Consider the following 26876-nt stretch of genomic DNA (forward strand, 5'->3'; position numbering starts at 1 on the left):
AATAGCTCGCTATTACTTCACGAAAATGCCTTGATAGTGAGCGAAATATCGTCATTGGATATTGAAGGGGTTGCAAAATCTTTCTTCTGAACTATCAAAACTCTTATCCGCAGCTGAGGTTAACTAAGTTATATTGCTGGAGCACCTATTAAACAAAAGGCTAGAATAATCTTAGCTTGCAACATTTAAGATTTGTGAATCAATCAGGTTAAATACATGATGCAATTCAGTTTGAATCGCATCGTGTATTTGGCTATGAGTATTGCTTTGCGCTCTATCTTTGGCTGCGATTTCCAACTGATCAGATAAATAGTGTAAGCGTTTTGCTCCTACATCACCCGCCTGACCTTTTAAAGCATGCGCTGCCTGTTTTATTTTTTCGTGATCAACTCGCTCAATAGCCTCTGTCATCTCAGCCAAACGAGCACTGGCACTTTCTTTAAAAAGCTCGCAAATTTTTGTATATAAACACTGATCCTCCATCAAGCGAGACAGCGCCGAGGCACTATCTAACGAGGGGAGGTTCGTATCTTTTAAAGCAATATCTCGGATATCTGAACTTTCATCCTTAACGCTGTTTACTTGCTCAGTATGGGGCTCCATGTCACTATACTTTATCAAAATATTAAACAACTTATGAGCATCGATTGGCTTTGTCGCGTAGTCATTCATACCGACTGATTTACATCGCTCTTCAACTCCTTCCATGGCACTTGCAGTCAATGCAACAATAGGAAGCGACTTATACAACGCACTCCCTTCACCAGAACGAACTGCAGCAGTCGCTGCAAAACCATCCATAATAGGCATATTACAGTCCATAAGAATAGCCAGTATTTGTGTTTTTTCTTCTGCAAGACAATTAAGCTTTTCCAATAATGCTTGACCCGAATTTACCAGTATTGAGTTTATATTCTGCGCGTTCAATATACCTTTAGCCACTTCTAAATTGATCTGGTTGTCGTCTACCACTATCACAGTCTGACCGTTAAGTGCTGACAACTCACTGACAAACTTAGGAGACTTTACCTGAGCCTCTTCTATCTCAAATAGTGCTAAAGTATCTTGTTTATTAAAAGCCATGAGGACATCAATATAAGACACAGGTTTACTTATCGCTGCGAGCGCATATTTGGGTGGCGACGGATCTGTTATGGGATCAAAAATGAAGCACGCCTTTTTGTCTAGGTTTGGTGCTGTGGACAAGTTTTGACCAAATTCGCTACCATAATCCACCAACCAAACCTCAGCTTGGTTTAAATCACAGATTAAAGCGCCGAATAAAGTTAGTACCTTTTTCCAATAGTGTTCTTCTTGCACAGTTTTTGCGGCTAAGAAAATCTTTTTATCATTTAATATTGGCCGCACATACAACGGTTTAGCATCACAGCGCGGATAGGGGATACTAAAAGAAAATGTACTTCCTGTTCCTTTGACTGATTGAAACTTTATGCTGCCGCCCATTAACTCACATAACTGCTTACATATCGATAGCCCAAGCCCTGTGCCTCCAAACTCACTCGATACATGTTTTGTTTCCTGACTAAAGGCTTCAAACAAACGCTGGTAGTGTTTTTTAGCTATACCCACACCAGTATCTTTAATTGATACATCTAGCCAAAGTCGCTCCGTCTCATCTCTGGTTCTAACGTTTATGTACACGCCCCCTTTAGAGGTAAACTTAATCGCATTACTGATCAGGTTGTACAACACTTGCTTTAATCGAACAGCATCACCCGTAATACTTAAATATCTAACACCTGTTATGTCTAATAGATATTGAAGGTGTTTTTGATGTGCAGTTATCCCTACAGACTTCGTAACATGCTCAATGAGGTGAATTGGATTAAATGGCTGAGAATCAATGTCCAGCTTGCCCGCCTCAATTTTAGATAAATCTAAAACATCATTAATTAACCTTAACAAGGTCTTTGCACTGGTACTCATCATTTCTAGATAGTTAGACTGTTGTTGATTAAGTGCATCGCGTTTCACCAATTCAAGCGTGCCTAAAATACCATTCAGCGGCGTGCGCATTTCATGGCTTACACTTGAAATAAATGCACTTTTTACATTTGATGACTCCTCAGCACGACGCTTTGCTAAATCAAGCTCTAAAGTTCTTTGTTCAACTTGAGCTTCTAAAGACTCATTGATCTTTACAACCTCAGTCTTTGCTTTATTTTGTTCTGTTGTATCTGTAGCAAAAAGAGCAAACCCAATTAAATGATCCTCAACAGAATGAATAGGTGATGCCGTGATGCAGATATCGCGCATCTCCCCCCCTACATCAGTCTGAATTTCCAAAACCTCTGGTGGCAATTTATGCGAAACAGAATAAAGTGTTGAATGGAAGTAATCTTCAGGGATATAACGCTTTAAAAGCTGATAAGTGGCACCAGAAACCCCCTGCAACTCAGTGAAAAGTTTTTTGGCAGCTATATTGTGACTGGTTATTTCAAGTTGATTATTAAATCCAATAATACCATCAGATGCGCCATTTATTATATCCGCCAGCTGAGCTCTTGTTTCAAGTAACTGTCTGTTATTTATAAAATAAGCCCATAAAGCCAACAACCCTAACGTAAAAATTACAACCACCATAAAAATTAACGAATAGGCGTTAAACCGTTTAGTAAACAACGCTTCCTCATAATGTGCATAAGGAATTAAACTGACTCCGTGAATCTCACCCGATTCAGAGTTTGAAGATACGAAAAGATCTGTTTTCATTGCTAGGTAATTCATATTGTTTGAACTGGCAACAAACACATCATCTATCAACCATGGCTTTTGTTGAAAATGCGACTGCCAAGTGATGTTAGCATTAAGATCTTTAGTAAAACGTAAGGCTTCATTAGGGTGATAAATAAAATGGCCATCTGGTGTTAAAACATTTGATAAAACGTTCAAGGGCAATACATTTTTTAGCTTATCCAATAAGACTTGCGCATCCAAGTTAGCGACCAAGACTGCAAATAGCTCATTGTTTTCATTATAGATGGGGGTCGCCACACGCAGAGTAGGCTCAAGTGGATAAATAATCTCTCCGTGTTCACGATTCAAGTCTATCTGCGACGCATAAATGCGCCGCTCTTTAAGCTTTACCGTTTGTGAAAAGTAATCTCGATGCGCTTTATTTTGCAGTTTTGCAGCAGGTTGTACTGATACTAATCCACCATAACGATCGGCTCTAACTAACTCATCGCCGGTTTGACCATCTAACAAACGTAATTGATTGATTTCTCCATAAGTATACATCATCGAGCTAAAAATCATTGATAAACGCGTTTTCCACTGCTCTGTGGTGGTACTATCTTTTGGGTCAACACCTTGATTTCGCTGAGCTCTCGATATCCCTTGGATAGGGGGGGTATCGACTAAAAAGTTGATGTAATTGCGGTATATTTTTATCTCATTTTTGAATGTTTCTTTTTGCAAAGTTAAGGCATTGGAAAGTTGTTGAGTAATGCTATGCTGAGTTTGATTCACAAGATTGTCGTCATACTTCCACAGCACAGCGACCATAACCATTATCAATAAGAGCAAGCTGCCAGAAAGCGAACGGTTTTTAATGGCGTGAGAAAAAGATGCTTTTGTGACCACGCTATAACTCCTTTATCGAGACACAGTTGCGGCCGCGCGCTTTAGCCAAGTAGAGTTGCTCATCTGCAAGTTGTAACCACTTTTGGTCATCTAGCTCTTGTACGACATCACTATATACACCACCTATACTGAGCGTCACATGCCCAAAAGGTGAGCGCTCATGTGGGATTTTGGCATCTTCTAAACGCTTAATTAGTTTGTTTGCTAATGTTTCTAAACCATGCTCACCTGCCTGCGGCATAATACAAACAAACTCTTCACCACCGTACCTAACAACAGCATCTTCGCCACGAGAGTGATTACCCTCTATCAACTGAGCAACCTGCTTTAAACACTCATCACCTTTAAGGTGTCCATAAAAGTCATTGTAATTTTTGAACCAGTCAATATCGGCAATAATCAATGAGAACGCTGTACCATTTCTTTTGGCATAAGAAAGTCGTTTCTCAAGCTCTGAGGTTAGATAATGGCGGTTGTAAACCTGAGTGAGGCCATCAATAAAGGCCATTGACTTTAGATGAGCATAATGACGCTGCAATTTAACCTGAGCATCTACTCTGTGAAACAATGTTAACGCATTCACAGGCTTAGTAACAAAGTCGCTGCCACCTGCTTGCCAACACTCTGTCTGTTTATGATCTTCATGATGAGACGTCACAAATATGACAGGAATATCTTTAGTTGCTTCACTTTTTTTCAACGCTTTGCAAGTGTCTAAGCCGTTCAGGCCAGGCATTTCTACATCCATCAAAATAACATCAGGGAGATTCGACTCACAAAACTGGAGACAGTCATAACCGCTAATACAGCGCTCTACACAATAGTGGGAAGCAAGGATCTTATGGATCACCAGATAGTTTAATTCATCATCTTCCACAACCAAGATATTCGCGCGCATTGTGACTTTATCCATAAGTGCTTTTACAACGTTTGATTAGCTATAACTTTAGTTGAGCACGATATATTTGCAAAAATCACGGCTGTGCAAATTCATTTATACTATTTTGGTGGGTTAAAGCTTGGCTAATAAAAAAGCACAGTGCCATACAACACTGCGCTTTATGCCTAAGCTATTGACGGTCGTGGTTCGTCCAATAGTCTATATCAGGTCCTTTTGGCACCACTTGCGTTGGATTGATCATAGTGTGACTGAAGTAATAGTGTCTTTTTATATGCTTAAAATCGACGGTATCTGCAATGTTAGACCATTGATACAAGGCGCGTACGTAATTAGCAAGATTGGGGTAGTCTTCTATTTGCTGCTTATTACACTTAAAGTGCCCAAAATAAACGGCATCAAAACGGATCAGCGTGGTAAACAAACGCCAATCAGCCTCAGTTATAATGTCTCCAACAAGATAATTAGAATCAGATAAAATAGCTTCTACCTTATCGAGCGCTGCAAACAGCGCGTCATACGCCTGCTCATACGCCTCTTGTGTTGTCGCAAAGCCACAGCGATATACGCCGTTATTAATGTTGTTATAAACAAAGTCATTAATTTCATCAATTGAAGTACGTAAGTGTTCAGGGTAATAATCGTCTGTGTTACCTGTAATATCATCAAAAGCACTATTAAACATACGAATAATCTCACTCGACTCGTTGCTCACAATCCTTTTTAGCTGCTTGTCCCAAAGCACAGGCACAGTGACTCGCCCCGAGTAGTTGCTATCGTTGAGCGTATACAACTGGTGCATAAAGTCATGACCATATAAATCATCCCCTGAACTACCGCTAGCAGTGTCAAACGTCCAGCCATTAGCAAGCATATCAGGGCTGACTATAGATACAGAAATATGCTCAGTCAGCCCTTTTAGTGCTCTGAAGATCAAAGTGCGGTGTGCCCAAGGGCAGGCAAGAGAAACATATAAATGGTAGCGACCTGAGCTCGCTTTAAATCCAGCCTCACCGGTTGGACCTGCCGAGCCATCTTTGGTAACCCAATTTCTGAGTTTTGCCGCCTCGCGTTCAAACTTACCGTCACTTTTACTAGTGTCATACCATTTATCTTGCCACTTTCCATCTACAAGTAATCCCATTTTATCCTCCTAACTAAACGATATCGCCAAACTTACCCAATTGATAATCTCTCACAGCTTCACGCAGTTGCTCTTGAGTGTTCATCACAAAAGGACCCATATGTGCTATGTCTTCTTTGATTGGCTGCCCAGCAAGAACCAGCACTCCTAAATTCATCACTGAGGCCTCTAACACCAAAGGCTCTGTAGGAGAAACCTCAATTAAATTACCCGCTGTAAACTGTGAGTCTCCTAGCTGCCCACTGTGAATATAGACCAGCACTTTTCCATGCATTGATATATCTAGTACCGTTTTCGTATTCTTTGGCAATATCACATCAGCAATTGCCCCCTTGCCGGCAAGACCCTGAATCGCTCCTTCAATAAACCGAGCGTCCATTGACCAAGCGCCCGCGAGGGCGCGTAATTCAACTTGCTCAGAGTTAACTAAAGTAGGCACGCCAGTATCGACCGAGTCCTGATATTGAGGTGGACGCATTTTTTCTTTGGCTGGCATATTCAGCCAAATTTGAAAACCGTGCATTCCGTTATCTTCATCAACTAATGGCATTTCGCTGTGTACAACCCCTCGGCCTGTGCTCATCCACTGCACATCACCGCTGCGGATGGCTTTTTTGTTGCCCATCTGGTCCTGATGTTCAAACCCACCTTTACGAATATAAGTAAACGTCTCAATACCTCTGTGAGGGTGTGGCGGAAAACCGCCCATATAGTCGCTTTCATCGTCTGATTTAAGCTCATCAATCATCAAATAAGGGTCTAAGCTTTTGCCATCAAACCCAGCAATTCGGTTAATGCGCACACCCGCGCCGTCTTTTGTTGCATAAGCCTTTTGACTACGAATTACTTTCATTTCTTTACTCCGAAAAATAGCTAATAACACCACTTTATCAGAACAAAAAAGAACGAAAATTAGTAATTTTAGCTATTATCATTCACAAAAAACGAATAACACTTCGGCTTGAGCCTAACTTCACTACAAGTTATGATTAAAAATAAAATAACAGGGAACGAATATCATCATGCTGCGCTCTTCACTGGCAATATTGGCTTTTTTTGCTTTTAGTTCATCGGCAATGACCTGTGATCTCACGTCAACCAATTGGAAAAACATAACCTTTATAAACAGCCCTGAAGCAAACTTGCATAGTTTTTTGACTTATTCAGCGAAAAATCCGAAGAGCTTAGCGCTGCTCATGTCTGACTCGTCTATAACTGACACGGACAAGCAAACATTAAAAAACGCCATTGCCCAATACCAAAACTACACCAAGCAAAGGTACTTTCACCCGCTTTTCAATGAAGGCGAGCTTGCGCTTTTAACAGAATGGTTTGGTATGCATGAGCCATTGATTGACGCAGATGTAAATCCACTCAGCCAGTCTTACTTTGCCACAATCGGCTTATACAAAGAACACTTCTGGCAAGCGCATTGCCAACAAAACAAGCTATGGCAAACAAAGCTACAGAATAAATTGACCCGCTATGGAGATGGCATTGATGCAAAGCTCAGTGAACTATTTTTAGGGGAATTAGTCAGTGCTACAAAACATCGTGTTTTTGCACACGCTCGCCCATTTACACGCCAAGGGGCCTTTACTTCTGCTCGAAACTTCGTGACGCACACCAACTCTTTACAGCCAAATTATCGTGATTGGTATGCGTTAGAGTTGCTCTTTCACGAATTGAGCCATGTGCCCTTTTTTAATAATGAGCGTTTAAAAAACAGTATTGAGCAAACTTTTGTAGACTATGGAATTGCCGAGCATGCCCGTATTTGGCACCCTATTTTATTTTACACGGTGGGAGAGGTCACACGCCAAGCCATAGCAAACGAACACCCAGACTACCTACCTTATGCCAATAAGAAAAACTTATATCAAGGACGTTGGGACTATTTGACTGAGCTAGAGCGCTACTGGCTACCCTATATCAACGGTCAAGTCTCCTTTGACGAGGCGCTTGATAATCTAGCCAAAGCTATCAAACAACGCGCTTAACTTAAGCGCCTCGTTTAAATAACCTCAGCTGTACATAAGAGAATTTGCCCAATAAAGCTATTTCACTCACTCTCTTCGTTATTTTCATTTGTAATAGCTCGCTATTACTTCACGAAAATGCCTTGATAGTGAGCGAAATATCGTCATTGGATATTGAAGGGGTTGCAATGTCTCTCTTCTGAGCTATCAAAACTCTTATCCGCAGCTGAGGTTAAATAGTAAACTCTTTAAGCTCGCCTCTGGGTTTATATCTTTAAACTCGGGCGGGTTGTCCAAGCGCTCAACAAATATCATCTCGGGCGCTTGCTGAGCCATTTCGTCGATTAAAAATTGTGAGTCAACACTTGGGTCATTCACACAAGCAAGTACCTGAGCATGTTCGCTCAACAGCTCAGGTAAGCGACGCAGAATTTTTTTGTAGTCTTTGGTTAAAGCAAAACTGCCTTTTTGAAATGACGGGGGGTCGATGATCACCAGATCGTATGGCCCAAACTTACGTACCTTACCCCAAGATTTAAACAATTCATGGCCTAGGAACTTAACCTTACTGAGATCGTGATCATTAGCTCTGTGGTTTTCACGGCCTTTGCTCAACGCCGCTTTGGCCATATCAAGATTGACCACTTGCTTAGCGCCACCAGCAATTGCAGCAACCGAAAAACCACAGGTATAAGCAAACAAATTCAGCACGTTTTTATTTTGCGCGTTCGATTTAACCCAGCTGCGGCCATATCGCATATCCAAAAACAAACCATTATTTTGTTTATTGCCTAAGTCCAGCAAAAAGGTCAGGTCGTTTTCAACTACCGTCTGCTGCGCGGTGAAAATGCCCGACAACACCTGCAACTCGCAATCAGGACGGCTACGATGGTGTAATAACACACTCGTTACGTTATTTTGCCAAAGCGGGGTGGCTTGCCAACTCTCAACCAGTTCACACAACGTAGGGATAAACTCAGCCTCAGGCTCTTTAAATAATGAAATGAGGATCTGCCCACCAAGCCAATCCACTGTAATATGCTCAAGACCCGCAAAACATTGGCCTCGGCCATGGAAAAGCCGCCTCACTTGCGAAGGAAAGCTATCAATTTGACGAAGGTGTTGATCAAGTAAAGGCAGGGCTGATGGTGTCATAATAAAAAACTAGGAGTAAACAAGCGCGTTATTGTACGCGTATTTTAAATAGGGCACCACATGCAAAACAGTCTGTGATGCCAGAAGGGTTTAATGCACTAGTTTGCTTGGTAAACTACTTCTCCATCAAGTAGTGTCATCACAACATTGGTTTGCTTTATTTGTTCAGCACTAAGTTCAAATAGGTTTTTATCAAGCACCACTAAATCTGCACGTTTACCCACTTCAATACTACCCACTAATTGCTCTTGGCGCATCGCATAGGCACCGTTAATGGTATATGCCGCAATTGCCTGTGCCAAAGTAATGTTTTGTGGCGCGCGTGAGATAGCATGGCTTATCCCTACAAATGGATTAAATGTGCTCACATTCCAATCACTACTTAACGTTAACGTGGCATTGGCATTTTGTAAGCTCTTAATTGGCACTAAATCTTGCGAGCGCTGTGCACCAATAAGCGGGATATTCTCAGGCCAGTGGGATGGTTCGCTAAACTCACCAGCCACTTGTGCATCAGCAATCACATTCAACTTAGCAAAACGAGAGAAGTCGTCAGGGTCAACCACTTCTAAATGGGTGATGCGGTGTCGAGCCGCACCGTTTGAGGCACTCTCAACGGCGTTAAGTGCTTCATGAATGCCTCTATCACCAATACCATGAATATTAAAATCAAAACCAACGGGCTCAAGCGCTTTGATATATTTCTCTAAACGGGCTTGGGTAAAATAGTTAAGCCCTCTGTTGCCGTACAGATTCAACCAATCAACGTTGTAAGGTTCATGCATCGCCGCGGTACTGTTGACCAAAATACCATCCATATAAAACTTAACCTGATCTACTTTTAAGAGGCTGTCAGTGGGGCGGCTGAACATGGCTTTTAAGCTGGCTAGTTGCTTTTCGTCGCTCATCTGAGGATATGCCCACAAACCTAGGCTCACGCGTAATGTCAGCTTATCTTCATCCGCCACACGCTGCCAAGTTTGCAAGTGACCACGCTGCCAATAAGTACGCGCATCACTTATTGAGGTGATACCCACTTTATTTAGCTCGGGCATCGTGTACTCAATTAACCCCCAATAGTCTTGCTCAGAGGCATCCGGGCGCGAACGCATGGCCAGCTCCATCACTTGATTACCGGCGTTGTCGTACAAAATACCATTAAGATAACCTTGCTCATCACGCCCAAGTACACCGCCAATTGGGTCAGCGCTGTGTTGTGAAATCCCAGCAAGCGCTAAAGCCTTACTGTTAACCCACATCGAGTGAGAAGTTTGTTCCATAATGATCACGGGACGATCTGGGATTGCTTCGTCCAGCACAGATAACGGCGAGCTTTGCATTTCAAGTAAGGTTGCAATCTCATGGCCATAACCAATCAACCAACCACTGCCTGGGTGCTGTAAATTGGCCTCATAGAGAATATCCATATATTCTTGCTCGCTGGCATAGCCCGGCAGGGTGACTTGCGTTACCTCTGATGCTGACTCCAATGGGTGAATATGCACATCATGCAAACCAGGCAAGACCATTTTACCTTTTAGGTCTATCACCTGAGTGTTATCGCCAATATAACTCTTTGCTTTATCATCATTGCCAACAAACACAATTTTATTACCTTGAATAGCAACAGCTTGTGCCCATGGTTGCTTACTATCAACAGTGTAAACTTGCGCATTAACAAACACCTTGCTTGCCGATGCTTGATTAGATGTAGCTTGAGGGTTTTGTGATAGTGTAGGGGTGTTGTCTGAGCATCCAGATAACACGCAGCTTAGCGACAGTAGTGCGGTAGAAAATAACATAACAGAACGACTCATAGTTGACTCCTTAGTGTTAGCACTACACTATCAAGACAGAGGTAACCGTAAGGTAACAGTATAGGCAACCCATGATTATTTTACTGGTAGAAGATGACACGCTTTTAGCGACTCATAGCATTGACTTCTTAGCTAAAGAGGGCATTGAGGTCGACTATGCCAGCACGGTTACACAAGCTAAGTCAATTAGTAAGCAGCAACGGTATGATGCTATTGTACTGGACATAAATTTGCCGGATGGGAGTGGCCTAAGCCTTGCGCAACAATGGCAACATACTCGTAGCGAGCCGATTTTATTTCTCAGTGCACGCGATGCATTAGACGACAAGCTCAAAGCTTTTTCATTCGGTGCGTTAGATTACTTAACTAAACCATTTGCGTTAGAGGAGCTTGCGGTAAGAATTAAGTTACTGGCCAATAAGACCCCATCTAAAACCAACACACGTTTTGAATTAGACTCACTGAATGTAGATTTAAGTGCCAAAATTATTACTCGATCGCAGCGCATCATTGTGCTCTCTCCTCAGCAATGGCAGTTGCTTGCGCTCTTAATAGAGCATTATCCAAATCCGGTAGACAAGGCCACTATTATCAATGCTATTTGGCCTGACCAAGACTCGAATAACAATATGTACAAATCACTGCTAACGCGCTTACGTAACAATTTAAGCCGTGAAAATGAGGCACCTTTGCTGCATACCCTAAAAAAACAAGGCATTGTTCTGAGAATGGAAAATATCGATGAGTAATACATCAATCATTCGCTATTTAAGTACCCGCATTATTTTTTTGATGTTATTGCTGATGGTGTGCTGGATAACCATAGCAAAATACGGTTATGAGTTTGCACTCGATGATAGTGCTGAACACTATTTATATTACGATGCTCAGCTTGTGGAGCAGCAGCAAGTTAAGCTACCAATCAGTGATGATTTTAAACTGATTACGCAACAGCAAAGCGACTTACCCATAGCAATACAACAAGCTTGGCGAGCAGGCTTGCTACCACTGAACCAAGTCAGCTTAGTCAGTGACACACTAGACGACATTTATGTATTACCGTGGCAACCAGCTTCGTCTAATGCGATACCAATATTTATCTTGCACTTTTTCGACAAGCAAGACACCTTACCCATCATGCCATGGCTACTGCTCTTGCTGGTGTTGTTAAGCATTCCTATTCTCTACATCGTGTTCCGCAGTGCCTTAAAAATACGCAATGAAATCAATTTATTAATTGAGTTTGTAAACACTAACAAACAGCCTGAAGCGCTGAGTAAATTCCAAGAACTACAGGCCTTTTTCAAAGCGCTCAATATCGCTCGCCAAGCCGAACATTTCGCCCAACAAAAAGAGCGCTTGGTGTCGGCGTATTTAAGCCATGAGGTACGCACCCCACTAACTCAGATCCAACATGGTATTTCGCGCTTGCAGCAGCTTGATGACTTACCGCTTGAAGCGATAGAGGTGTTACATAATTTAGAGCTTTCACAAGAGCGCCTAACATCAACCAGTAGCGCGATACTTGCATTGTGGCAGCAAGATAACTTAGCCACACAACAACTCGATTTAAGGGGTATAGTTAAGCGTGTGGTGCAAAAATTACAAACGCCAACACAACCAATTGAACTCAATCTCTGTGCGTTTGAAGTGATCAAACCATTACATACAGAACTATTTGAACTGCTACTCACACAAGCCATAGAAAATGCACAGCAACACGGTGAATCACCTTTAACCATCATCTTAAATGAGCAAGAGTTACAGTTAAAAAATCCTATAGGGAATAGCGAGCTGTGTTCATCAAGCGTTGGTTTAGGTAGCATACTGATAAAACAAATATGCCAGCGACTAAACTGGCATCAAAAAGATGCTAAAACAGATAGTGAGTACACGCTCACAATTAACTTTAAAGCAACTATGTAAGTGTTATGCACCTTGTGCATAACGCACAAATTCTGAGTAAATAGAGTCTTTGATCAACCTATCTGGGGTAAACGCATAGTAGTGTTGATATACATTTTTTATTGGTCCAATAAAGCTAACATCACGATTGCGCTCTATTTCATCTTTAACTGAAAGGGGGGCTGGGAATAAACCAAACCCTTGCTGGCCTAACGCCACCATCAACGCACTGTCATCAACATGTCCAGCAATACTAATTTCAATACCTAACTCATCTAGCCAATAATGAATAGCGCTGGTAACCGGACTTGATTTAGCGGGCAACACAACGGGCACCTCGCTAAGCGTTTTAGGGTAGTTTGCTTGTAATTTATACTGCCAATCTTTAGCCCCAAAAAAGCCTAGTTGGCTTTTACCTATCTCATGGCAAAATACTTTAAACGGCAAACTACTGTCTAGCGGCTTATCAGCTAATACCAAATCTAGCTTATGGGTGGCCATTTGCGCCAACAACTCTGCTTGTTGGCCATCGATGCAATGTAAATTAGCAATGCGTTCGTTTTCGATAAGTGGCGCCAACCACTTAGACACTAGTGATTTTGGTAACGCATCCGATATGCCCACCTTCAGTGTACGTGATAAAGAGCTGATATCCCCTTGCGTTGTCTCTAACCACTCGTTTGCAATGGTAAACATATCATCGGCATACTGCTGGGTAATTTGTCCAAATTCAGTCAAACGCAAACCTCGGCCTTCTCTTAAAAATAGCGACTTGCCTAAACGCTGCTCAAGGCTTGTTATTTGTGCACTGACAGTTTGCGGCGTGAGATGCAGTACCTTGCTTGCAGCGGCAATACTGCCATGACGACTAACCTGCCAAAAGTAATACAAGTGGTTATAGTTGATGTTGGTTATCATTCGTTAATACCTACCAATAAGTAAGAAATAATCAGCTTTTTTCTTTTCATATACCTTAGTAGATTTAGTACGTGCCTGCAATTGCGGTGCGATAAGTTGAATCAATTAACACATGAGCTAAGCAATGAAACTTAAGTTATCGATTAAAGACAAAACAGTCACAGCTATGATGAAGGTAAAACTCACAAAGCTGATCACTACTCAACTACACAAATATGCATTAAATATTCGTAGTGTTGAGCTGCACATTGATGACATTGAGTCTCAAACGCACGGAGTGCTCAAACAATGTCGCATCCATCTTCACTTGCCGGGGTTACCCAGCATTAGGCTTAAAGCAAAAGGCAATAACATGCTACAGGCTATTAAGAGAGCATTGCACAACAGCCAGCTTTTACTGGCTCAAAAGTACGCAATTACTCACTAACCTGCATCCTTATTTTTGCGATATGTATGCAGTGAAACAACCTTTTTGCAGACAAAGCACAGTTACATTAGTTCCATTGATCCCAAGCACTTGCAGCGGAAAGGATGCCGCTCTATTTCTACAACCATATCAAGCTTTTTGACACTGAGCCGATAAACGATGTATGTAGATGTCGTGATTATCGAGACCATTGTGAAAACACTACCCACAACGCACTCATCATATCAACCCGAACAGGGTAAGAGAGAACCTACCGATAATACATTAACCGGTTATCAAACCCCGGTATTACGTATGGCTCCAGATGTACTAACAAAGCGCAATGAACTCAATAGCAATGAACAAAGCGACAGTAATAAGCCGGAGCTTCCTGCTCATATTGAAGCATTAATTGAGCAACAAAAGAAAATTAAAGAACAAATAAAAGAACAGAAAAGACACCTTGAGCAACTCAAGGCAAGAAACGACCTAGATGAAGAATCCAAAGCCACTTTAGTAAAGCAACAAGGTGACACCTTAACGCAACTACAACTACAACTGGTGGCCATAACCCAATCTTTACAAGATGCCCTCAAAAAAGCAGGCATTGGTGATTTGGGATTGTTGGCAAATGTGCTTGTTTAGTGGGCTTTGAACCTAGTATAAAACCCTTGCTATTCAGATACTATAAAATTTACTAAATCCTCTGCAGGGGTCATAACAGGAGTAGGCAGTGATTTTAGGGCTCAACCATATCACAATTGCAGTTAGTGACTTGACGCGCTCTTTAGCGTTTTACCAAGATATCCTAGGGTTAACTGCCCATGTTAAGTGGGACAAAGGTGCATACCTATCAGTTGGGGAGCTGTGGCTTTGCCTTTCTTGCGATGAGACTTGTCCCAAAGTAGATTACACCCATTTCGCTTTTGATATTGCGCCGCATGAATTTGCTCGTTTTAGCGAGCAGCTACTTTCAAACGGAGTAAAAATTTGGAAAGAAAACAAAAGCGAAGGGCAGTCATTGTACTTTTTAGACCCTGATGGCCACAAACTAGAGTTACACGTTGGCTCACTAAAAAGCAGATTAGACGCACTAAAAACTAAACCATACCCTGGGCTCGTTTGGCTTTAAACATAATCAGAACGGTATGTTTGCCACAATTAGGAAAATAACGTTGTTAATTAGGAAGTATTCATTTTTATACAAAGCCTAATCCCAAAGGTTTTGATCAGGTGCTTAAAAAGCACATGCAGGCAGCAAAATTACTTGGTGTAGCAATGCTGGCTGTTAAACTAAACGGAGAGGCTTTTTATTTGAGATAAAACCATATCCGAATTAAAAAGCACAGCAAAAACTAAGATTCTTAAGTCTAAAACCCGACGAGTAATACTTTACCCAGCGCCATACCTTCTCGTTGGCAACTAAAGTCAATGCGGCTATCGAGCGGAGTATCATACAAAGACTCGAGCTTTTTAAACGGTGTGCCAATAAACTTTACTGCTTTAATACGAAGACTCATGCGAGTACGTTTATCTAAAAACGCATAAGCGGTAGCGCTTAATGTGTGCTTACATGACTCTATAATATCATTAGATAAAATACTTTGATGGATAGCCTGCTGGATCTCTTCGGGCGCAATTTGATGATGACTACTGGCTAAGATACAGGTTGCATAAATATCCAGTAAACCAACCGCCCGTACCTTCTGTGTTTGCCTATCTTCATACATAGCCATTACACAAGGTACTTTGGTTTCATCAAAATACTGAGGTTTAATCGACTGAATAACCAAATCTTTATCAACATGCTTATGAATAAGTCGCTCAAGTTGATTTAACTTAGGTAAAGCAAGTTCACCGTTTATTTCGACCTCTTCGAGCATTACCTGACTTTCTTCAGTACCCTGAACTAATGGTAACAGCTGCTCATGTAGTTCTTTGTCTGAAAAAGGCTTAGATAAAACAAAACGAGCACCAGCTTGCAAAGCCTCGTCAATTTGAGATTGCTCATCAACGGTGGTGATCATGGCAACAGTCATGTTAAGTTGTCGCTTTTTAATCGCCCGCAACAAGGTGAGCCCTGACATGTCTGGCATATACCAATCTGTCAACACGATGTCTGGTTGCCAATTACCTATCTCTTTTAAGGCGGTCTTCACACTATTCGCTTTTCGAATGAAGAGCTTTCGATAACCAAAACTTTGTAATGCCCGCTTAACAATCTCTAGCGTCGCTTGGCTATCATCCACAATTAATATCTTCACACTTGACCACTTTATACAAAAACTTGTTTTTTATTATAGGCATATTTTTTATGCATCACTAAACTGAAAGGGAGTCCTCAAAGAATTAAGTAACAAAAAAATGCAGAGCTTTCAGTTATCCACCGAAGTCTACCAGTATATTGCCATTAACTTTGGCCTAATCATCTTAGCAGCTTGGTTTTATATTCTATTGCTAATATTGCGCGAGTTTAGGCATTTTGCAACCAGTATGATAAAGCAACAATCAAATATACCCAATGAAGACATATTAAATATATGCCGAGAGTCCGTCGATAATGCACTTAATTATGTCAATGATAATAGTGAAACAATCGCACAGCTCTCTCAAATCCAAAATACCCTAGAGCAGCAACTTGCTGAAATAAGAAGCTCCACCAAGGATCATATCACCCCAAAAGAGCAAGCCTCTATTAAAGCGCTCAACCAAAAGCTTATCCAATCTCATACTTTGATCAGAAAGCTAAAAGGCGATCTAGATAAAAGCACAGGTATGTTAAAACAGGCAAAGAAAAAGCTATACAATCAACATGATGAAATTGAAAACTTGCAAAAAGAACATCAACAACTGCAAGAAAAATACGAGGCAATACAATCACAAGCTTCACCCTCTGGTGATATACAGCAAATGACAATGGATTTTGAGCGCGAAAAAGCAAGAATGACCGAGGCACTTAATAATTATAAATTACAAATTGCAGAGCAGAGCCAAGCTTTAGAGCAATTATCCTTACAAGCCACTAACACCAATGAAGGTGCAGATCTCAACGAGATAAAAGCGGAGTTGGAACAAACCAAACAAGCATTAAAGCACTTAACAAAAGAGAAAAAATTTATTGAAAGCAGATATTTAGAACTAACAAAGCAAAAAGGGGACAAGACGTAAATATACCGAGGGCACTGACGAAAACCACACAATTAAAAAACAACAAAAACAAAAAATTAACTTTAGTGACATTTTATAAAAAACAATGTACTTTTATACAAGCATAACTCATGCGCATTTTTGAACGCTTTAAACATGAAATTTACAATGAGCCACTCATTATTTTTGACCGTCAAATGATAAAAAAGGACTGCATATGACGTATATTCCAGATACTAGCGCTCAGGATACACAAATCTCAGGTAAGTCTTCTAAAGCAAAAAGCATTTGGTTTATGAGCGGGTTAGTATTGCTTTTTTTACTGCTATATTTTGTTATAACACCAGCATTCACAAATTGGAGCAATGGCACAAACTCAGTTGCTTTAGACAAGATTAGAGTAGCACAAGTAGAGAAAGGCCTATTCATAAGAGACTTTTCATTACAAGGAAAAGTTGTTGCAGCAAGACGTCCTGTAATTTATAGCCCAGCGCAAGGGACCGTAACATATCATGTAGAGGCAGGTGACAGTGTAGCTGTAGGCCAGTCTCTGGCAACCATCGATAGCCCTGAACTAAAGAGTTTATATAATCAAGAAGTTGCAAACCTAACCAAGCTAAAAACACATCTAGAGCGTGAGAAAATTCAGGTAAAGAAATCAAGACTACAGCAAGACAACTTAATTGGAAAAGCAGAAGTGGCGCTCAATGCCGCACAAAGAGAAATGCGACGCTCTGAAGATGCAATGAAAAACAATGTGATCAGTGATATAGATTATCAAAAAGCGAAAGATGAGTTACAAAATGCCAAACGCGAATACCAACATGTACTCAAAGAAGTCGCACTACTCAAAGAGAGTCAAAAATTTGAAATACAAACTCGAGAGTTGGAGCTAGAGTCCCAACAAGTCAAAGTCACAGAATTAAAGCGACAGGTTGATGGGTTAAAGATAATCTCGCCTGTGACAGGGTTAGTGGGTAATTTAAATGTACAACAAAAGAGTTCTGTGGCGAAGAACCAAGCATTATTACGCGTGGTTGATTTAACACAATATGAGCTGGAAGTACAAATCCCTGAAAGCTATGCTGATGACTTAGCGTTGGGTATGGAAGCGCAAATCACATTAAACCAAACTCAGTATGCTGGCGAATTAGTTGCCATCTCGCCAGAGATATCTCATGGCGCTGTAAGCGGGAAAATCCGCTTTAAAGATACCTCTTTGACAGGGCTTAGACAAAACCAAAGACTCACAACACGCATCATACTTGAGCAAAAGAATAACATTGCCTACTTGCCCAGAGGGCAGTTTATTAATGCGCACAATGGCCAGTTCGCCTATGTATTAAATGGAGAAGAGGCCATCAAAACCCCTATCGAGCTTGGCTCGCGCAGCTTGGCGCAAGTAGAGGTCATTTCAGGCCTTAAACTGGGAGAACGCGTTGTGGTTTCCGATACAAACATTTTTAAAAATGCACCACGTGTTCGTATTTTACAATAGCAAGGACGACTAAAACATATGTTAACAATGCACAAGCTAGCAAAAGCTTTTTTCACTGAAAATATCAAGACTCAAGCGCTACAGCCATTTGATTTACAAATTGAACAAGGTGAGTTTGTCAGCGTTATCGGCCCGTCAGGGTCTGGAAAAACAACGTTTCTCAATATTGCTGGCTTACTAGAAGAGCACAGCGAAGGGTTATATGAGTTAGACGGTCAAGATGTATCAAAAATGAAAGATAAGCAAAAATCAGCTTATCGCAATGAAAAAATTGGCTTTATATTTCAAAGTTTTAACCTCATCCCTGAGTTAAACCTGTACGACAACATTGATATGCCATTGCGTTATCGCAAGTTTACTTATGCACAACGCCATAAACGTATTTTACAAGCTCTAGAGCAAGTGGGACTAGCAGGGCGAAAAAGCCATTACCCGTCACAATTATCTGGTGGCCAACAACAAAGAGTTGCCATCGCACGCGCTATAGCCGGCTCGCCATCCGTTATTCTTGCAGATGAGCCAACTGGTAATTTAGATTCAAAAATGGCTGACGGCATCATGTCATTGCTCAAAGACATCAATGCTCAGGGCACCAGTATTATCATGGTCACGCACGATAATGAGCAAGCCGCACTTGCCAACAGAGTTATTCAAATCAAAGATGGTTACCTTCAAGAGTGTGATCATATCCGTGAATCAATTGCATGCGCATAGCGTTAATTGAGTAATGGTGCCAGTGGTATAAGCTCGCCCGTTACTCAATTAAATCATAAAAACACGCTGCCTATGTCGCATGTTTTTATGATTGTCATTGCTATGGTAATATTGCCCTATTCGCCACTTAGATTTAGGCTTACATGCTACGACTATCAAATAACGTCGAAATTGCCGCTTGGGAACTAGAACTCACCGCCATTCGAGCCCAAGGAGCAGGCGGTCAAAATGTCAACAAAGTATCGAGTGCCATTCATCTAAAATTTGACATAAAAAATTCTGCGCTCCCTGACTATTATAAGCAACGTTTGTTGACCTTCAATGATAGTCGAATCACTAAAGACGGTGTGGTGATCATTAAAGCTCAATCTCACCGTACCCAAGAGATGAATAAAGAAGAGGCATTACAAAGGCTAAAAGCATTGATATTGGAAGCGACCAAAACTCAAAAAGCACGCCGTGCGACTAAGCCAACTCGCAGCTCACAAAGAAAACGCGTAGAGAGTAAAGTAAAACGAGGACAAACTAAAAACCTCAGGGGCAAGATAAAGTTTTAGGCTCATTGGCATGTGGCAAATATACTACAAACTGGGCTCCCCCCCATTTTGAGCGTTCTATTTCGCATCGTCCACCATGCCAAGCAACTATTTTGTCGACAATTGCCAGACCTAAACCGACGCCACCTGAACACTTATTTCGACTCTTATCTAATCTAGAAAATGGTTCAAATACTTTGTCACGTTCATGCTCTTCAATGCCTTTACCATCATCACCTACAATAATTTTAACGTCACTAGGCATTTTTTGTATTGCCACATAGATTTTGCTTTTCCCGTATTTATCCGCATTTCCTAAAAGATTTTGCAACACTCGCGCCATGTAGTAATGCTCTGCTGTAAGCGTTAATGCAGGGTAAGAGCAATCAAGTTCAATTTGCTTAATAGTTGTTCTGTGCAGTTTATCGATTTGCTCTTGTACTAAAGCGACAATATCAAACGGTGCAAACTTTAGCGTGCTTTGCGCCATTTCTAATCTCGCATAGCTCAGCATTTCATCTATCAAGACTTCCATTTCTTGAACATCTTGAGACATTTGAGGCACTGATTCGGGGGCTTGCTTTTCTAGCATCGCCAAAGCAAACTTTAACCTAGCCAACGGGGTACGCAATTCATGAGAAACAGCATTAACTAAATGCTTTTGGTTATTCATTAAGTTTGCCACTTTTGTTGCCATGGTGTGGAATTGACTCGTTAACGTGGCAATCGCTGAAAACCGAGAAGGGGCAATTGAAATATCTAATTGGCCTTTGGATAACTGCTCTGTGACATATCTAAACTGCGTTAAGTCTCGCCACAGAGGCCGTAGCCAAAACATTAGCAATAAAGCTAGGATCACAAATGAGCATAACTTTAGTAAATACTTGGGAATAGTCGCGTGTTCAACCGGCTCGAACGGACCTAACTGTACCACCGTATCGTTGCCTGTTAATAAAAAGCAAAGGAGTGCCTCATTTTTCTCAGTGTAAGTCGTTAAGACATCACCTTGCAAAAGCCTTGTTTTTTGTTCTGGCAACCATGCAACTTCATCTATTTTATAATGCGCGAGTGAATCCGGCAGCTGTGTGCTTTGCAACAAGCTTTGTTGTAACTTTTTAGCAACTAGCGAAGCATGACGTAAATCATCAGGTTGCTGATAGACAAACTGCTGCCAGATAAACTCACTTGCTTGATTAATAGCGATAATACTCACAAACACTACTAAATATAGGCTGAACAACAGTCGAACCATCTAAAACCTATCCCCAAGCAGATTTAGAGCACAAGTAACCTTTACCCCAAACAGTGATCAATCTTTGCGGTTGCTCCAAGTTATCATTCAGTTTTTTACGTAACCGAGAGATCCTTACATCAACACTGCGATCAAGGCCATCATACTCACGCCCCACCACGTGTCTGTATATATATTCACGACTTTGCGTTTCTCCTGCGCGACTAGCCAAAGCCCAGAGCAAATCAAACTCGTAGCTGGTCAGCTCTACCTCTTGCTCATCAAGTGTTACTTTACGACTCGCTTTATTGATACTCAATTGCCCCAAATTTAACTGCTCACTACTATTTATCACTGCGCTATTGCGTCTTAATAACGCATTGACCCGAGCCAATAAAACATGGGGTTCAACAGGCTTAATAACATAGTCATCAGCCCCTATCTCTAGTCCCCTTACTTGATCAAAGTCACTGTCTTTTGCCGTTAAAAACAAAATGGGGCCCTGATAATCAGGGCGTACATGGCGACAAACACTAAACCCATCGCGTCTGGGTAGCATAATATCTAGCACCACAACATCAGGTTGGACAGCGACAATATCCTTACACGCTTGCTCTCCATCATGCACTTGGGTCACAGCAAAACCATGACTTTGCAAAAACTGTGCAGTGAGATCAGCCAAGCGAATATCGTCTTCAACAAGCATCACATGGGCCATTAGAAAATACTCCAATCTGTTTTTAATTTGCGGCGATATTGACGGCTTACCGCAGCATTTACATTAATAATCTGCTGGGCAAGCAAGTCATTTTTATTGTCAAGCAAACGAAAATTCATATTTTTTTGTAGTGAAATATCAAGTTGCTCATTCACAAACTGCTTCGCTTGCCAACATCGCAGTTTGGTTTGCTCCTGATATAAACATGCATTAATGGGGGCCATAGTCTGCCAGTGCAGCTTAATGGTCATTTGGCATAATTCTCCCAACTGGCGAACAATACATGTGATTGGCTTTATTTCTAGTAACGTTTGCCTTGAATTTGTCTCTACAGCCATCGACTGCGCAGAGCTCACAATCAATGCCAGCGCAACTACCGGATACGCTTTAAAATTCATATAGCCCCCCAACAAAGATACTACTTGTATGTTGGTGCTTGACCAATGGGCTATCACTAATACCTGCGCCTAAAAATTTATGCTTGGCACTCACTTTAAATTGCCAGCGAGCGTTAAGACGGTAGTTAAACGCAAGAGCAATAAAAGGGGAGAGTGTACTTTTGCCTTGATAATAAAGCTTCCGATCCTTACTATCGCGACTTCGCAGGCCGTAATAATAATCTACTAATTGTTCGCTTTGCCAATGTGCCCCAAGCTTTAGCTGCAATTTAGCGCTAATATCATCAGGTAGTGCAATTTGCTGGCTATAAGACAAAGTCGCATGCTGACCGTTATACACTCCCTTTAGGTCTTTAAGCCAAGACACTGTAAACTTTGCGCCATCATCAACATACCAATGTGCTAACACGCCAGCATCAATCGTCCATTTGCGTTTAGAGATATCATCGATACTAATTTTAGGGACAGTGGGAGATAATTCATTATCACTCAACGAGCCATCGGGCACTATCCCGCTATCGACTTCAGTACCACTGGCTGCAAAAAAACTGTCGGGTGCTATCAAGTTACGAACATGAAACCGTTCAAAATAAGCTTGCTCTGCATTGGGCTCAACAATGATGCTCACATCGAAATGGCGAGAACTATTAAAAGTGTAACCTAAGGTTGTGTTGTCCAAAAAAAATCGGTCTCGATAGTAGCTTACGTATGGAATGACCAGCAACGGGATATTACCCCCTCCACTCAACGGGTTAGTCAAAACACCAGCGCCAACGGCTAAACCAAATTGCCACTGTCCAACCTCAATACACTCAGTACTTACAGGCTCACATGACTGTGCATTCGCATGCAATGTCAGCATAAAACACAGTGTTAATAAAAGCTGTTTCAAGCGTGTCCCCTCAAGGTTATTAGCGTTGTTTGAAAATGCGAGCAAGCGCTTCATCGGTAAATCACCCTACCTGACAAAAAATGATCTACACACGCTAATTTACCACCGTATTTGCAATTTGCTATCTAGAGTAACACTTAATAACAATTCACTGTTTAAAGGTAACAGTTATTCAGAGGATATTTTGTACAGTTGTAGCTGAGATTGATAAAAGGAGATATAGAATGTTTTACTCACGTTTAATTACGGTTGGTATCAGTGTATTACTCAGTGCCTGTTCAAGTGATAACGATACTGCAGATAAAAAAACGGATAGCTTGCCACAACTCAATGGTATTAAGGTGTCCACCCAACCTCTGACAAAAGCCAGCGCAGAGCAATTTGCAATGCACCTAAAAAATGGTTTATTCATGCGCCACTATGAATACACCTCACCAAGTCAACCAACAAGTAGTAACGAGTCAAATGCTGACTCATCGGCTATAACAGCAACGTCCTCAAGCACCAATGTACAAGAACAAGGCGTAGACGAAGCTGATAGAATTAAATATGACGGCCAATATATGTACATTAGTGCAAGCACTGCACATAACCTTCAAGCTCCAGAGCAACCCAATCAATATGTTCGCATTATGAAACGCGATGAGTCAGGTGATATTAATCAAGTAAAAGAAGTTATCAGTACTCATTCTGAATATCAGAATCAGAAACTGTACCTCCATAATAAAACGCTTGCTGTGCTGAATCATGACATGGGATGGTTTGGTATCAGTTTACCTGAACCACAGCTGTCTGCTAGCTCTTCGATTGCTGCACCCACCGCACAACAATTTGAGCTGAGTTTGATGGATGTGAGCATTCCTGAGCAAACGACTGTAAAGGCCCATTACACTATTGATGGACAGCTAATAGATACCAGGGTAGTGGACGGTCAGCTTTACATCGTCAGTAATTTTCACCCTAAATTCGATGGTTTTGTTGGCATTGATAACAGTGAGCAAAGCAAGCTTGCTGACTACAAAGCCATACAGCAGTTAAATGTTGAGCAGCTCTTACCATCGATACAAAATAACTTAAATGAGCAAACCCAAGCTCTCTTCAATCCTGCCGATTGTTATATAAATCAAGATGCAAACCAAAATGATGGTTATGACGCCGTCATGACGCTGACTAAAATATCACTAGCAGATCCAACTCAACAAAGTTCTATATGCGTTAACACCTATATAGAAGGTTTATATGCGTCAAAACAAGCACTCTATGCGTACAGCACACACTACAACGAAGGCGCTTCAAGCTCGGTTATTCATAAATTCACCCTAGCTGATAGTACACTTGATTACACTGCAACAGGACAAGTGACGGGTCATTTTGGTTGGAATAGCCCCAATTTGCGCTTTAGCGAAAACCAACAGTTTTTGCGAGTGGTAACCACTGATGGTAACAATATGGATGGATTCAATCACAAACTATTTGTTCTAGAACAACAAGGTAATCAACTTGCGACTATTAGCGAGCTGCCAAACGCGTCTCAACCAACCCAAATAGGTAAGGTCAACGGCAAAGGCATCGTAGATGAGGATATTTATGCGGTAAGATTTGTAGAAGATAGAGCCTACGTCGTTACCTTTAAACAAACCGATCCCTTGTATGTGATTGACCTATCAAATGCGCAAGCTCCCATTATCAGCGGTGCACTTGAGATCCCCGGTTACTCATCTTACCTACACCCCGTGGGTGATCACTTATTGCTTGGCGTAGGCCAACACGTAAACGATTTAGATAGTGACTTGCCTGTCATCGCTCAAGGCACACAAGTCAGCTTATTCGATATAAGTGATATTAATAACCCACTGCAGCTCAATGTACACAAGTTTGACAATGCCTACTCCGCAGTCGAGTCGAACTATCACGCATTTAGCATACTAAAAATGAATGATGGTCAATATCGCTTCACTTTACCGATAGAAAAATGGCATAACACAACTTCAAGCTCCTCATCAGACACGTGGTCAAGAGAGAATGCTTTAGCAGCATTTGAACTAGACCCTAATGAAAAGCAAATGAATTACATAGGCCGTAGTGTGATTACGTATCCTGATAGTGACACCATACCATATATCTGGTCAGGTAATGACCGTGCAATCATTCACCAAAATGACTTGTATTACATCCATGGTAACTATATTTGGCAAAGTGACTGGCTTGCTCCAGCTAAAAATACAGGCCCGCTCTAAGTTGCTAAAAAGTAAAAGATACCATCGATAGGCTGGTATCTTTTACTCACCTCACTTTTTAGCTTCTTTTACCCTCAAGTAATTCAGCAATTTTTTTACGCACCACTGGGTTTTGCGTCTGACTTTGTAGCTGTTGAAGCCTTGCCATGTTTGCAGCACTTAAACTATGCCCAGCTTCAAGCATGGTACGGGTAAAGGCCGCTACAAACTTAGGCTGAGGGGATGCCAAAAGCGCCGACACCACCTGGTCCTGATAATCAGCGTGCTTACTCAAAACTTTAATACTATTCAGTTTGGTTGAGTCATCACTGCTACTTAGTAGAGGGGGCAGTTGTGCAAGTAGGCGAGTGTCTTTACTATTTGCAACCGCCAAAATTGTCGTTGATAAATTAAATTTCTCTTTAATATTATGTTGCAGGTAACGCTTCACATTGACCGCTTGTTCTGGTGAAAAATACGCCATGGTTCCCAAGCTTAACAAAGCTGTATTCGCCACTTGATGATTTGGTTGCTCGGCTATAGATTGCAAGGTTTGGACTGATAGCGCACTCGATGCACCAAAACGACCCAATGCCATAGCCAACTTGTGTTTATCTAAGTCAGACGTTTGCTCAAACTGGATAAGATCAACCAACACAGCTTCGGCTTGAGGGGTCTGTAACTTTTGCAAAGCATAAATAATGGCCGAGCTTGAATCTGGCATCGCATTTAACAATGCTTGAATTTCATAAGCGCTATAGCTATCAACCAAATATTGGCCAACAGCTTGTGCAAGCTCCACTGATAAAGACGCTTTTAACTCCACCAACGCTGCTTTAAAAGTGCTTTCGTCTGATATTTCGTGCTGTCTAGTTTGTAACTGTTCAGTGATTAAGTGCGCATTTACATTTGGACCTTTACTGGTAAGTGCCTGAAACGAATTGGCTACCTTGGTCACACTCACGCTTTGTTCAACAATATAATTTTGCTGTTGCTGCCAGTGCAACGTGTTGATATAGCTTAGTTTTTCTATATCGCCAGAAGGCGTAATTAACAACTGCCAATCTTGTTGTTCTTTTTTAGGTTTATGATTGGCGTTATGGTAAGTGATCTCCTGCGCTTGGCGAACAATTGTATTGTCTATTTGTTCATACTGGTAACTAACCTTGCGTTGAGCTTCTTCAATAATTAATGGCTGACTTAAATCATAACTGAGTAAATCAAAGATCTGATTAACGACCTGCAGTGTATGCTCACTCGGTAAACCAAGTAAGTCAAGTTGTTCAAAACGATGTTGTTGCTGCTCAACGGTAAAAGGTAAAGTGTTAACCAAAGGCACAACCTTATTGTCTTGGGTATAAGCAATATCATTCAGTTGACCAAGCAATAAGTTTATATCACTTTGTTTTTGTAGCTGCATATGCCAACTAAGCTGCGAATGCGATAACACGACCTGGCTATCAGAGCGAATAGAAGAATCAACTTGCACAAAGTAAGTAAATTGATTTACCTCTTCTTTAGCATCAAAAGCAAATGTATCCGCACGCCCCGCTAACTGGCTTGACGTGTTATTAGAAGAGGGTTGACTCATCCAGTAACCAACAACAGCGGCTATGGATAAAACGAAAAGACTTACAACAAACACTCTAATTTTCATAACATACTCCTAAAATGGCGGCGTTTAGCCGCCACATAAAA

General features: G+C 41.3%; 24 protein-coding genes. 11 read left to right on the top strand and 13 right to left on the bottom strand.

All coding sequences use genetic code 11. The features are described from left to right. Positions 1–171: 171 nt before the first annotated feature. From GDK41_RS19875 to GDK41_RS19890, 4 genes are all read right to left on the bottom strand, one after another. Positions 172–3606, bottom strand: a complete 3435-nt coding sequence (locus GDK41_RS19875; protein ID WP_152088209.1) for an ATP-binding protein — start codon at positions 3604–3606, stop codon at positions 172–174. A gap of 1 nt (position 3607) precedes the next feature. After that, positions 3608–4519 (bottom strand): GGDEF domain-containing response regulator, encoded by a 912-nt coding sequence (locus tag GDK41_RS19880; protein ID WP_152088210.1) that lies wholly within the window; start codon positions 4517–4519, stop codon positions 3608–3610. A 157-nt stretch (positions 4520–4676) separates the two neighbouring features. Beyond that, entirely contained in the window at positions 4677–5648 is a 972-nt protein-coding gene (locus GDK41_RS19885; RefSeq protein ID WP_152088211.1) for a glutathione S-transferase family protein, read from the bottom strand. Positions 5649–5661: 13 nt separating this feature from the next. After that, positions 5662–6501: a pirin family protein gene (locus GDK41_RS19890; RefSeq protein WP_152088212.1), complete on the bottom strand. Its 840-nt coding sequence runs from the start codon at positions 6499–6501 to the stop codon at positions 5662–5664. 169 nt (positions 6502–6670) lie between these two features. Here GDK41_RS19890 and GDK41_RS19895 point away from each other — a divergent pair, with 169 nt between their 5' ends. Beyond that, complete coding sequence (locus GDK41_RS19895) at positions 6671–7648, top strand: hypothetical protein (RefSeq protein WP_152088213.1); 978 nt, start codon at positions 6671–6673, stop codon at positions 7646–7648. A gap of 195 nt (positions 7649–7843) precedes the next feature. Here GDK41_RS19895 and GDK41_RS19900 read toward each other — a convergent pair whose 3' ends face one another. Continuing rightward, positions 7844–8782: a class I SAM-dependent methyltransferase gene (locus tag GDK41_RS19900; RefSeq protein ID WP_152088214.1), complete on the bottom strand. Its 939-nt coding sequence runs from the start codon at positions 8780–8782 to the stop codon at positions 7844–7846. A gap of 98 nt (positions 8783–8880) precedes the next feature. Beyond that, positions 8881–10599 (bottom strand): amidohydrolase, encoded by a 1719-nt coding sequence (locus GDK41_RS19905; protein WP_152088215.1) that lies wholly within the window; start codon positions 10597–10599, stop codon positions 8881–8883. Between the two features lie 71 nt (positions 10600–10670). Between GDK41_RS19905 and GDK41_RS19910 the strand changes: the two genes are divergently transcribed. Next, positions 10671–11348 carry a response regulator transcription factor gene (locus GDK41_RS19910; protein ID WP_152088216.1) on the top strand — a complete coding sequence of 226 codons (678 nt, stop codon included), beginning with the start codon at positions 10671–10673 and terminating at the stop codon, positions 11346–11348. Then, positions 11341–12525 (top strand): HAMP domain-containing histidine kinase, encoded by a 1185-nt coding sequence (locus GDK41_RS19915; protein ID WP_152088217.1) that lies wholly within the window; start codon positions 11341–11343, stop codon positions 12523–12525. The genes GDK41_RS19910 and GDK41_RS19915 overlap by 8 nt, the downstream gene beginning before the upstream one ends. Before the next feature lie 3 nt (positions 12526–12528). On the opposite strand, the gene nhaR is transcribed toward GDK41_RS19915, so the two are convergent. Further along, positions 12529–13422 (bottom strand): transcriptional activator NhaR, encoded by an 894-nt coding sequence (gene nhaR, locus GDK41_RS19920; protein WP_152088218.1) that lies wholly within the window; start codon positions 13420–13422, stop codon positions 12529–12531. A gap of 124 nt (positions 13423–13546) precedes the next feature. On the opposite strand from nhaR, the gene GDK41_RS19925 reads away from it, so the two are divergent. The 3 genes from GDK41_RS19925 (at position 13547) to fos (ending at position 14960) form a co-directional block, all read left to right on the top strand. After that, positions 13547–13849, top strand: coding sequence for a hypothetical protein (locus GDK41_RS19925; RefSeq protein ID WP_152088219.1), 303 nt, complete (start codon positions 13547–13549; stop codon positions 13847–13849). 192 nt (positions 13850–14041) lie between these two features. Next, positions 14042–14473: a hypothetical protein gene (locus GDK41_RS19930; protein ID WP_152088220.1), complete on the top strand. Its 432-nt coding sequence runs from the start codon at positions 14042–14044 to the stop codon at positions 14471–14473. A gap of 88 nt (positions 14474–14561) precedes the next feature. Beyond that, complete coding sequence (gene fos / locus GDK41_RS19935; protein WP_152088221.1) at positions 14562–14960, top strand: fosfomycin resistance glutathione transferase; 399 nt, start codon at positions 14562–14564, stop codon at positions 14958–14960. 238 nt (positions 14961–15198) lie between these two features. On the opposite strand, the gene GDK41_RS19940 is transcribed toward fos, so the two are convergent. After that, a complete protein-coding gene (locus GDK41_RS19940; RefSeq protein ID WP_152088222.1) occupies positions 15199–16092 on the bottom strand; it encodes a response regulator in 894 nt (297 codons plus the stop codon). Between the two features lie 100 nt (positions 16093–16192). Between GDK41_RS19940 and GDK41_RS19945 the strand changes: the two genes are divergently transcribed. From GDK41_RS19945 to arfB, 4 genes are all read left to right on the top strand, one after another. Beyond that, positions 16193–16996 carry a chromosome partitioning protein ParA gene (locus tag GDK41_RS19945; protein WP_152088223.1) on the top strand — a complete coding sequence of 268 codons (804 nt, stop codon included), beginning with the start codon at positions 16193–16195 and terminating at the stop codon, positions 16994–16996. Between the two features lie 196 nt (positions 16997–17192). Further along, a complete protein-coding gene (locus GDK41_RS19950) occupies positions 17193–18473 on the top strand; it encodes an efflux RND transporter periplasmic adaptor subunit (protein WP_152088224.1) in 1281 nt (426 codons plus the stop codon). Positions 18474–18491: 18 nt separating this feature from the next. After that, a complete protein-coding gene (locus GDK41_RS19955) occupies positions 18492–19187 on the top strand; it encodes an ABC transporter ATP-binding protein (protein ID WP_152088225.1) in 696 nt (231 codons plus the stop codon). A 143-nt stretch (positions 19188–19330) separates the two neighbouring features. Continuing rightward, the gene (gene arfB, locus GDK41_RS19960; RefSeq protein ID WP_152088226.1) at positions 19331–19744 is read left to right on the top strand and encodes an alternative ribosome rescue aminoacyl-tRNA hydrolase ArfB; all 414 of its coding nucleotides are present in this window, start codon (positions 19331–19333) and stop codon (positions 19742–19744) included. On the opposite strand, the gene GDK41_RS19965 is transcribed toward arfB, so the two are convergent. From GDK41_RS19965 to GDK41_RS19980, 4 genes are read right to left on the bottom strand one after another with little or no spacing between them, the layout of a single operon-like run. Beyond that, positions 19722–20936, bottom strand: coding sequence for an ATP-binding protein (locus tag GDK41_RS19965; protein ID WP_232056597.1), 1215 nt, complete (start codon positions 20934–20936; stop codon positions 19722–19724). The genes arfB and GDK41_RS19965 overlap by 23 nt on opposite strands. 46 nt (positions 20937–20982) lie before the next feature. Next, complete coding sequence (locus GDK41_RS19970; RefSeq protein ID WP_152088228.1) at positions 20983–21672, bottom strand: response regulator transcription factor; 690 nt, start codon at positions 21670–21672, stop codon at positions 20983–20985. After that, a complete protein-coding gene (locus GDK41_RS19975) occupies positions 21672–22070 on the bottom strand; it encodes a DUF3019 domain-containing protein (protein ID WP_152088229.1) in 399 nt (132 codons plus the stop codon). The genes GDK41_RS19970 and GDK41_RS19975 overlap by 1 nt, the downstream gene beginning before the upstream one ends. Further along, complete coding sequence (locus GDK41_RS19980; protein WP_172971692.1) at positions 22060–22962, bottom strand: MipA/OmpV family protein; 903 nt, start codon at positions 22960–22962, stop codon at positions 22060–22062. Before GDK41_RS19980 ends, GDK41_RS19975 begins: the two co-directional genes overlap by 11 nt. A gap of 224 nt (positions 22963–23186) precedes the next feature. Between GDK41_RS19980 and GDK41_RS19985 the strand changes: the two genes are divergently transcribed. Next, the gene (locus tag GDK41_RS19985) at positions 23187–25199 is read left to right on the top strand and encodes a beta-propeller domain-containing protein (protein ID WP_152088231.1); all 2013 of its coding nucleotides are present in this window, start codon (positions 23187–23189) and stop codon (positions 25197–25199) included. 58 nt (positions 25200–25257) lie between these two features. Here the strand turns inward: GDK41_RS19985 and GDK41_RS19990 are convergent, their stop codons facing one another. Continuing rightward, the gene (locus GDK41_RS19990; protein ID WP_152088232.1) at positions 25258–26835 is read right to left on the bottom strand and encodes a hypothetical protein; all 1578 of its coding nucleotides are present in this window, start codon (positions 26833–26835) and stop codon (positions 25258–25260) included. Positions 26836–26876: the final 41 nt, after the last annotated feature.

The sequence above is a fragment of the Pseudoalteromonas sp. A25 genome (genome assembly GCF_009176705.1).
In the GTDB taxonomy this organism is placed as follows: Bacteria; Pseudomonadota; Gammaproteobacteria; order Enterobacterales; family Alteromonadaceae; genus Pseudoalteromonas.

Excerpts from the sequence above, each read along its gene's own strand:
- GDK41_RS19880 (WP_152088210.1), bottom strand. The coding sequence starts at position 4,519 with ATGGATAAAGTCACAATGCGCGCGAATATCTTGGTTGTGGAAGATGAT.
- GDK41_RS19885 (WP_152088211.1), bottom strand. The coding sequence starts at position 5,648 with ATGGGATTACTTGTAGATGGAAAGTGGCAAGATAAATGGTATGACACT.
- GDK41_RS19890 (WP_152088212.1), bottom strand. The coding sequence starts at position 6,501 with ATGAAAGTAATTCGTAGTCAAAAGGCTTATGCAACAAAAGACGGCGCG.
- GDK41_RS19895 (WP_152088213.1), top strand. The coding sequence starts at position 6,671 with ATGCTGCGCTCTTCACTGGCAATATTGGCTTTTTTTGCTTTTAGTTCA.
- GDK41_RS19900 (WP_152088214.1), bottom strand. The coding sequence starts at position 8,782 with ATGACACCATCAGCCCTGCCTTTACTTGATCAACACCTTCGTCAAATT.
- GDK41_RS19905 (WP_152088215.1), bottom strand. The coding sequence starts at position 10,599 with ATGAGTCGTTCTGTTATGTTATTTTCTACCGCACTACTGTCGCTAAGC.
- GDK41_RS19910 (WP_152088216.1), top strand. The coding sequence starts at position 10,671 with ATGATTATTTTACTGGTAGAAGATGACACGCTTTTAGCGACTCATAGC.
- GDK41_RS19915 (WP_152088217.1), top strand. The coding sequence starts at position 11,341 with ATGAGTAATACATCAATCATTCGCTATTTAAGTACCCGCATTATTTTT.
- nhaR (WP_152088218.1), bottom strand. The coding sequence starts at position 13,422 with ATGATAACCAACATCAACTATAACCACTTGTATTACTTTTGGCAGGTT.
- GDK41_RS19925 (WP_152088219.1), top strand. The coding sequence starts at position 13,547 with ATGAAACTTAAGTTATCGATTAAAGACAAAACAGTCACAGCTATGATG.
- GDK41_RS19945 (WP_152088223.1), top strand. The coding sequence starts at position 16,193 with ATGCAGAGCTTTCAGTTATCCACCGAAGTCTACCAGTATATTGCCATT.
- GDK41_RS19950 (WP_152088224.1), top strand. The coding sequence starts at position 17,193 with ATGACGTATATTCCAGATACTAGCGCTCAGGATACACAAATCTCAGGT.
- GDK41_RS19955 (WP_152088225.1), top strand. The coding sequence starts at position 18,492 with ATGTTAACAATGCACAAGCTAGCAAAAGCTTTTTTCACTGAAAATATC.
- arfB (WP_152088226.1), top strand. The coding sequence starts at position 19,331 with ATGCTACGACTATCAAATAACGTCGAAATTGCCGCTTGGGAACTAGAA.
- GDK41_RS19970 (WP_152088228.1), bottom strand. The coding sequence starts at position 21,672 with ATGGCCCATGTGATGCTTGTTGAAGACGATATTCGCTTGGCTGATCTC.
- GDK41_RS19975 (WP_152088229.1), bottom strand. The coding sequence starts at position 22,070 with ATGAATTTTAAAGCGTATCCGGTAGTTGCGCTGGCATTGATTGTGAGC.
- GDK41_RS19985 (WP_152088231.1), top strand. The coding sequence starts at position 23,187 with ATGTTTTACTCACGTTTAATTACGGTTGGTATCAGTGTATTACTCAGT.
- GDK41_RS19990 (WP_152088232.1), bottom strand. The coding sequence starts at position 26,835 with ATGAAAATTAGAGTGTTTGTTGTAAGTCTTTTCGTTTTATCCATAGCC.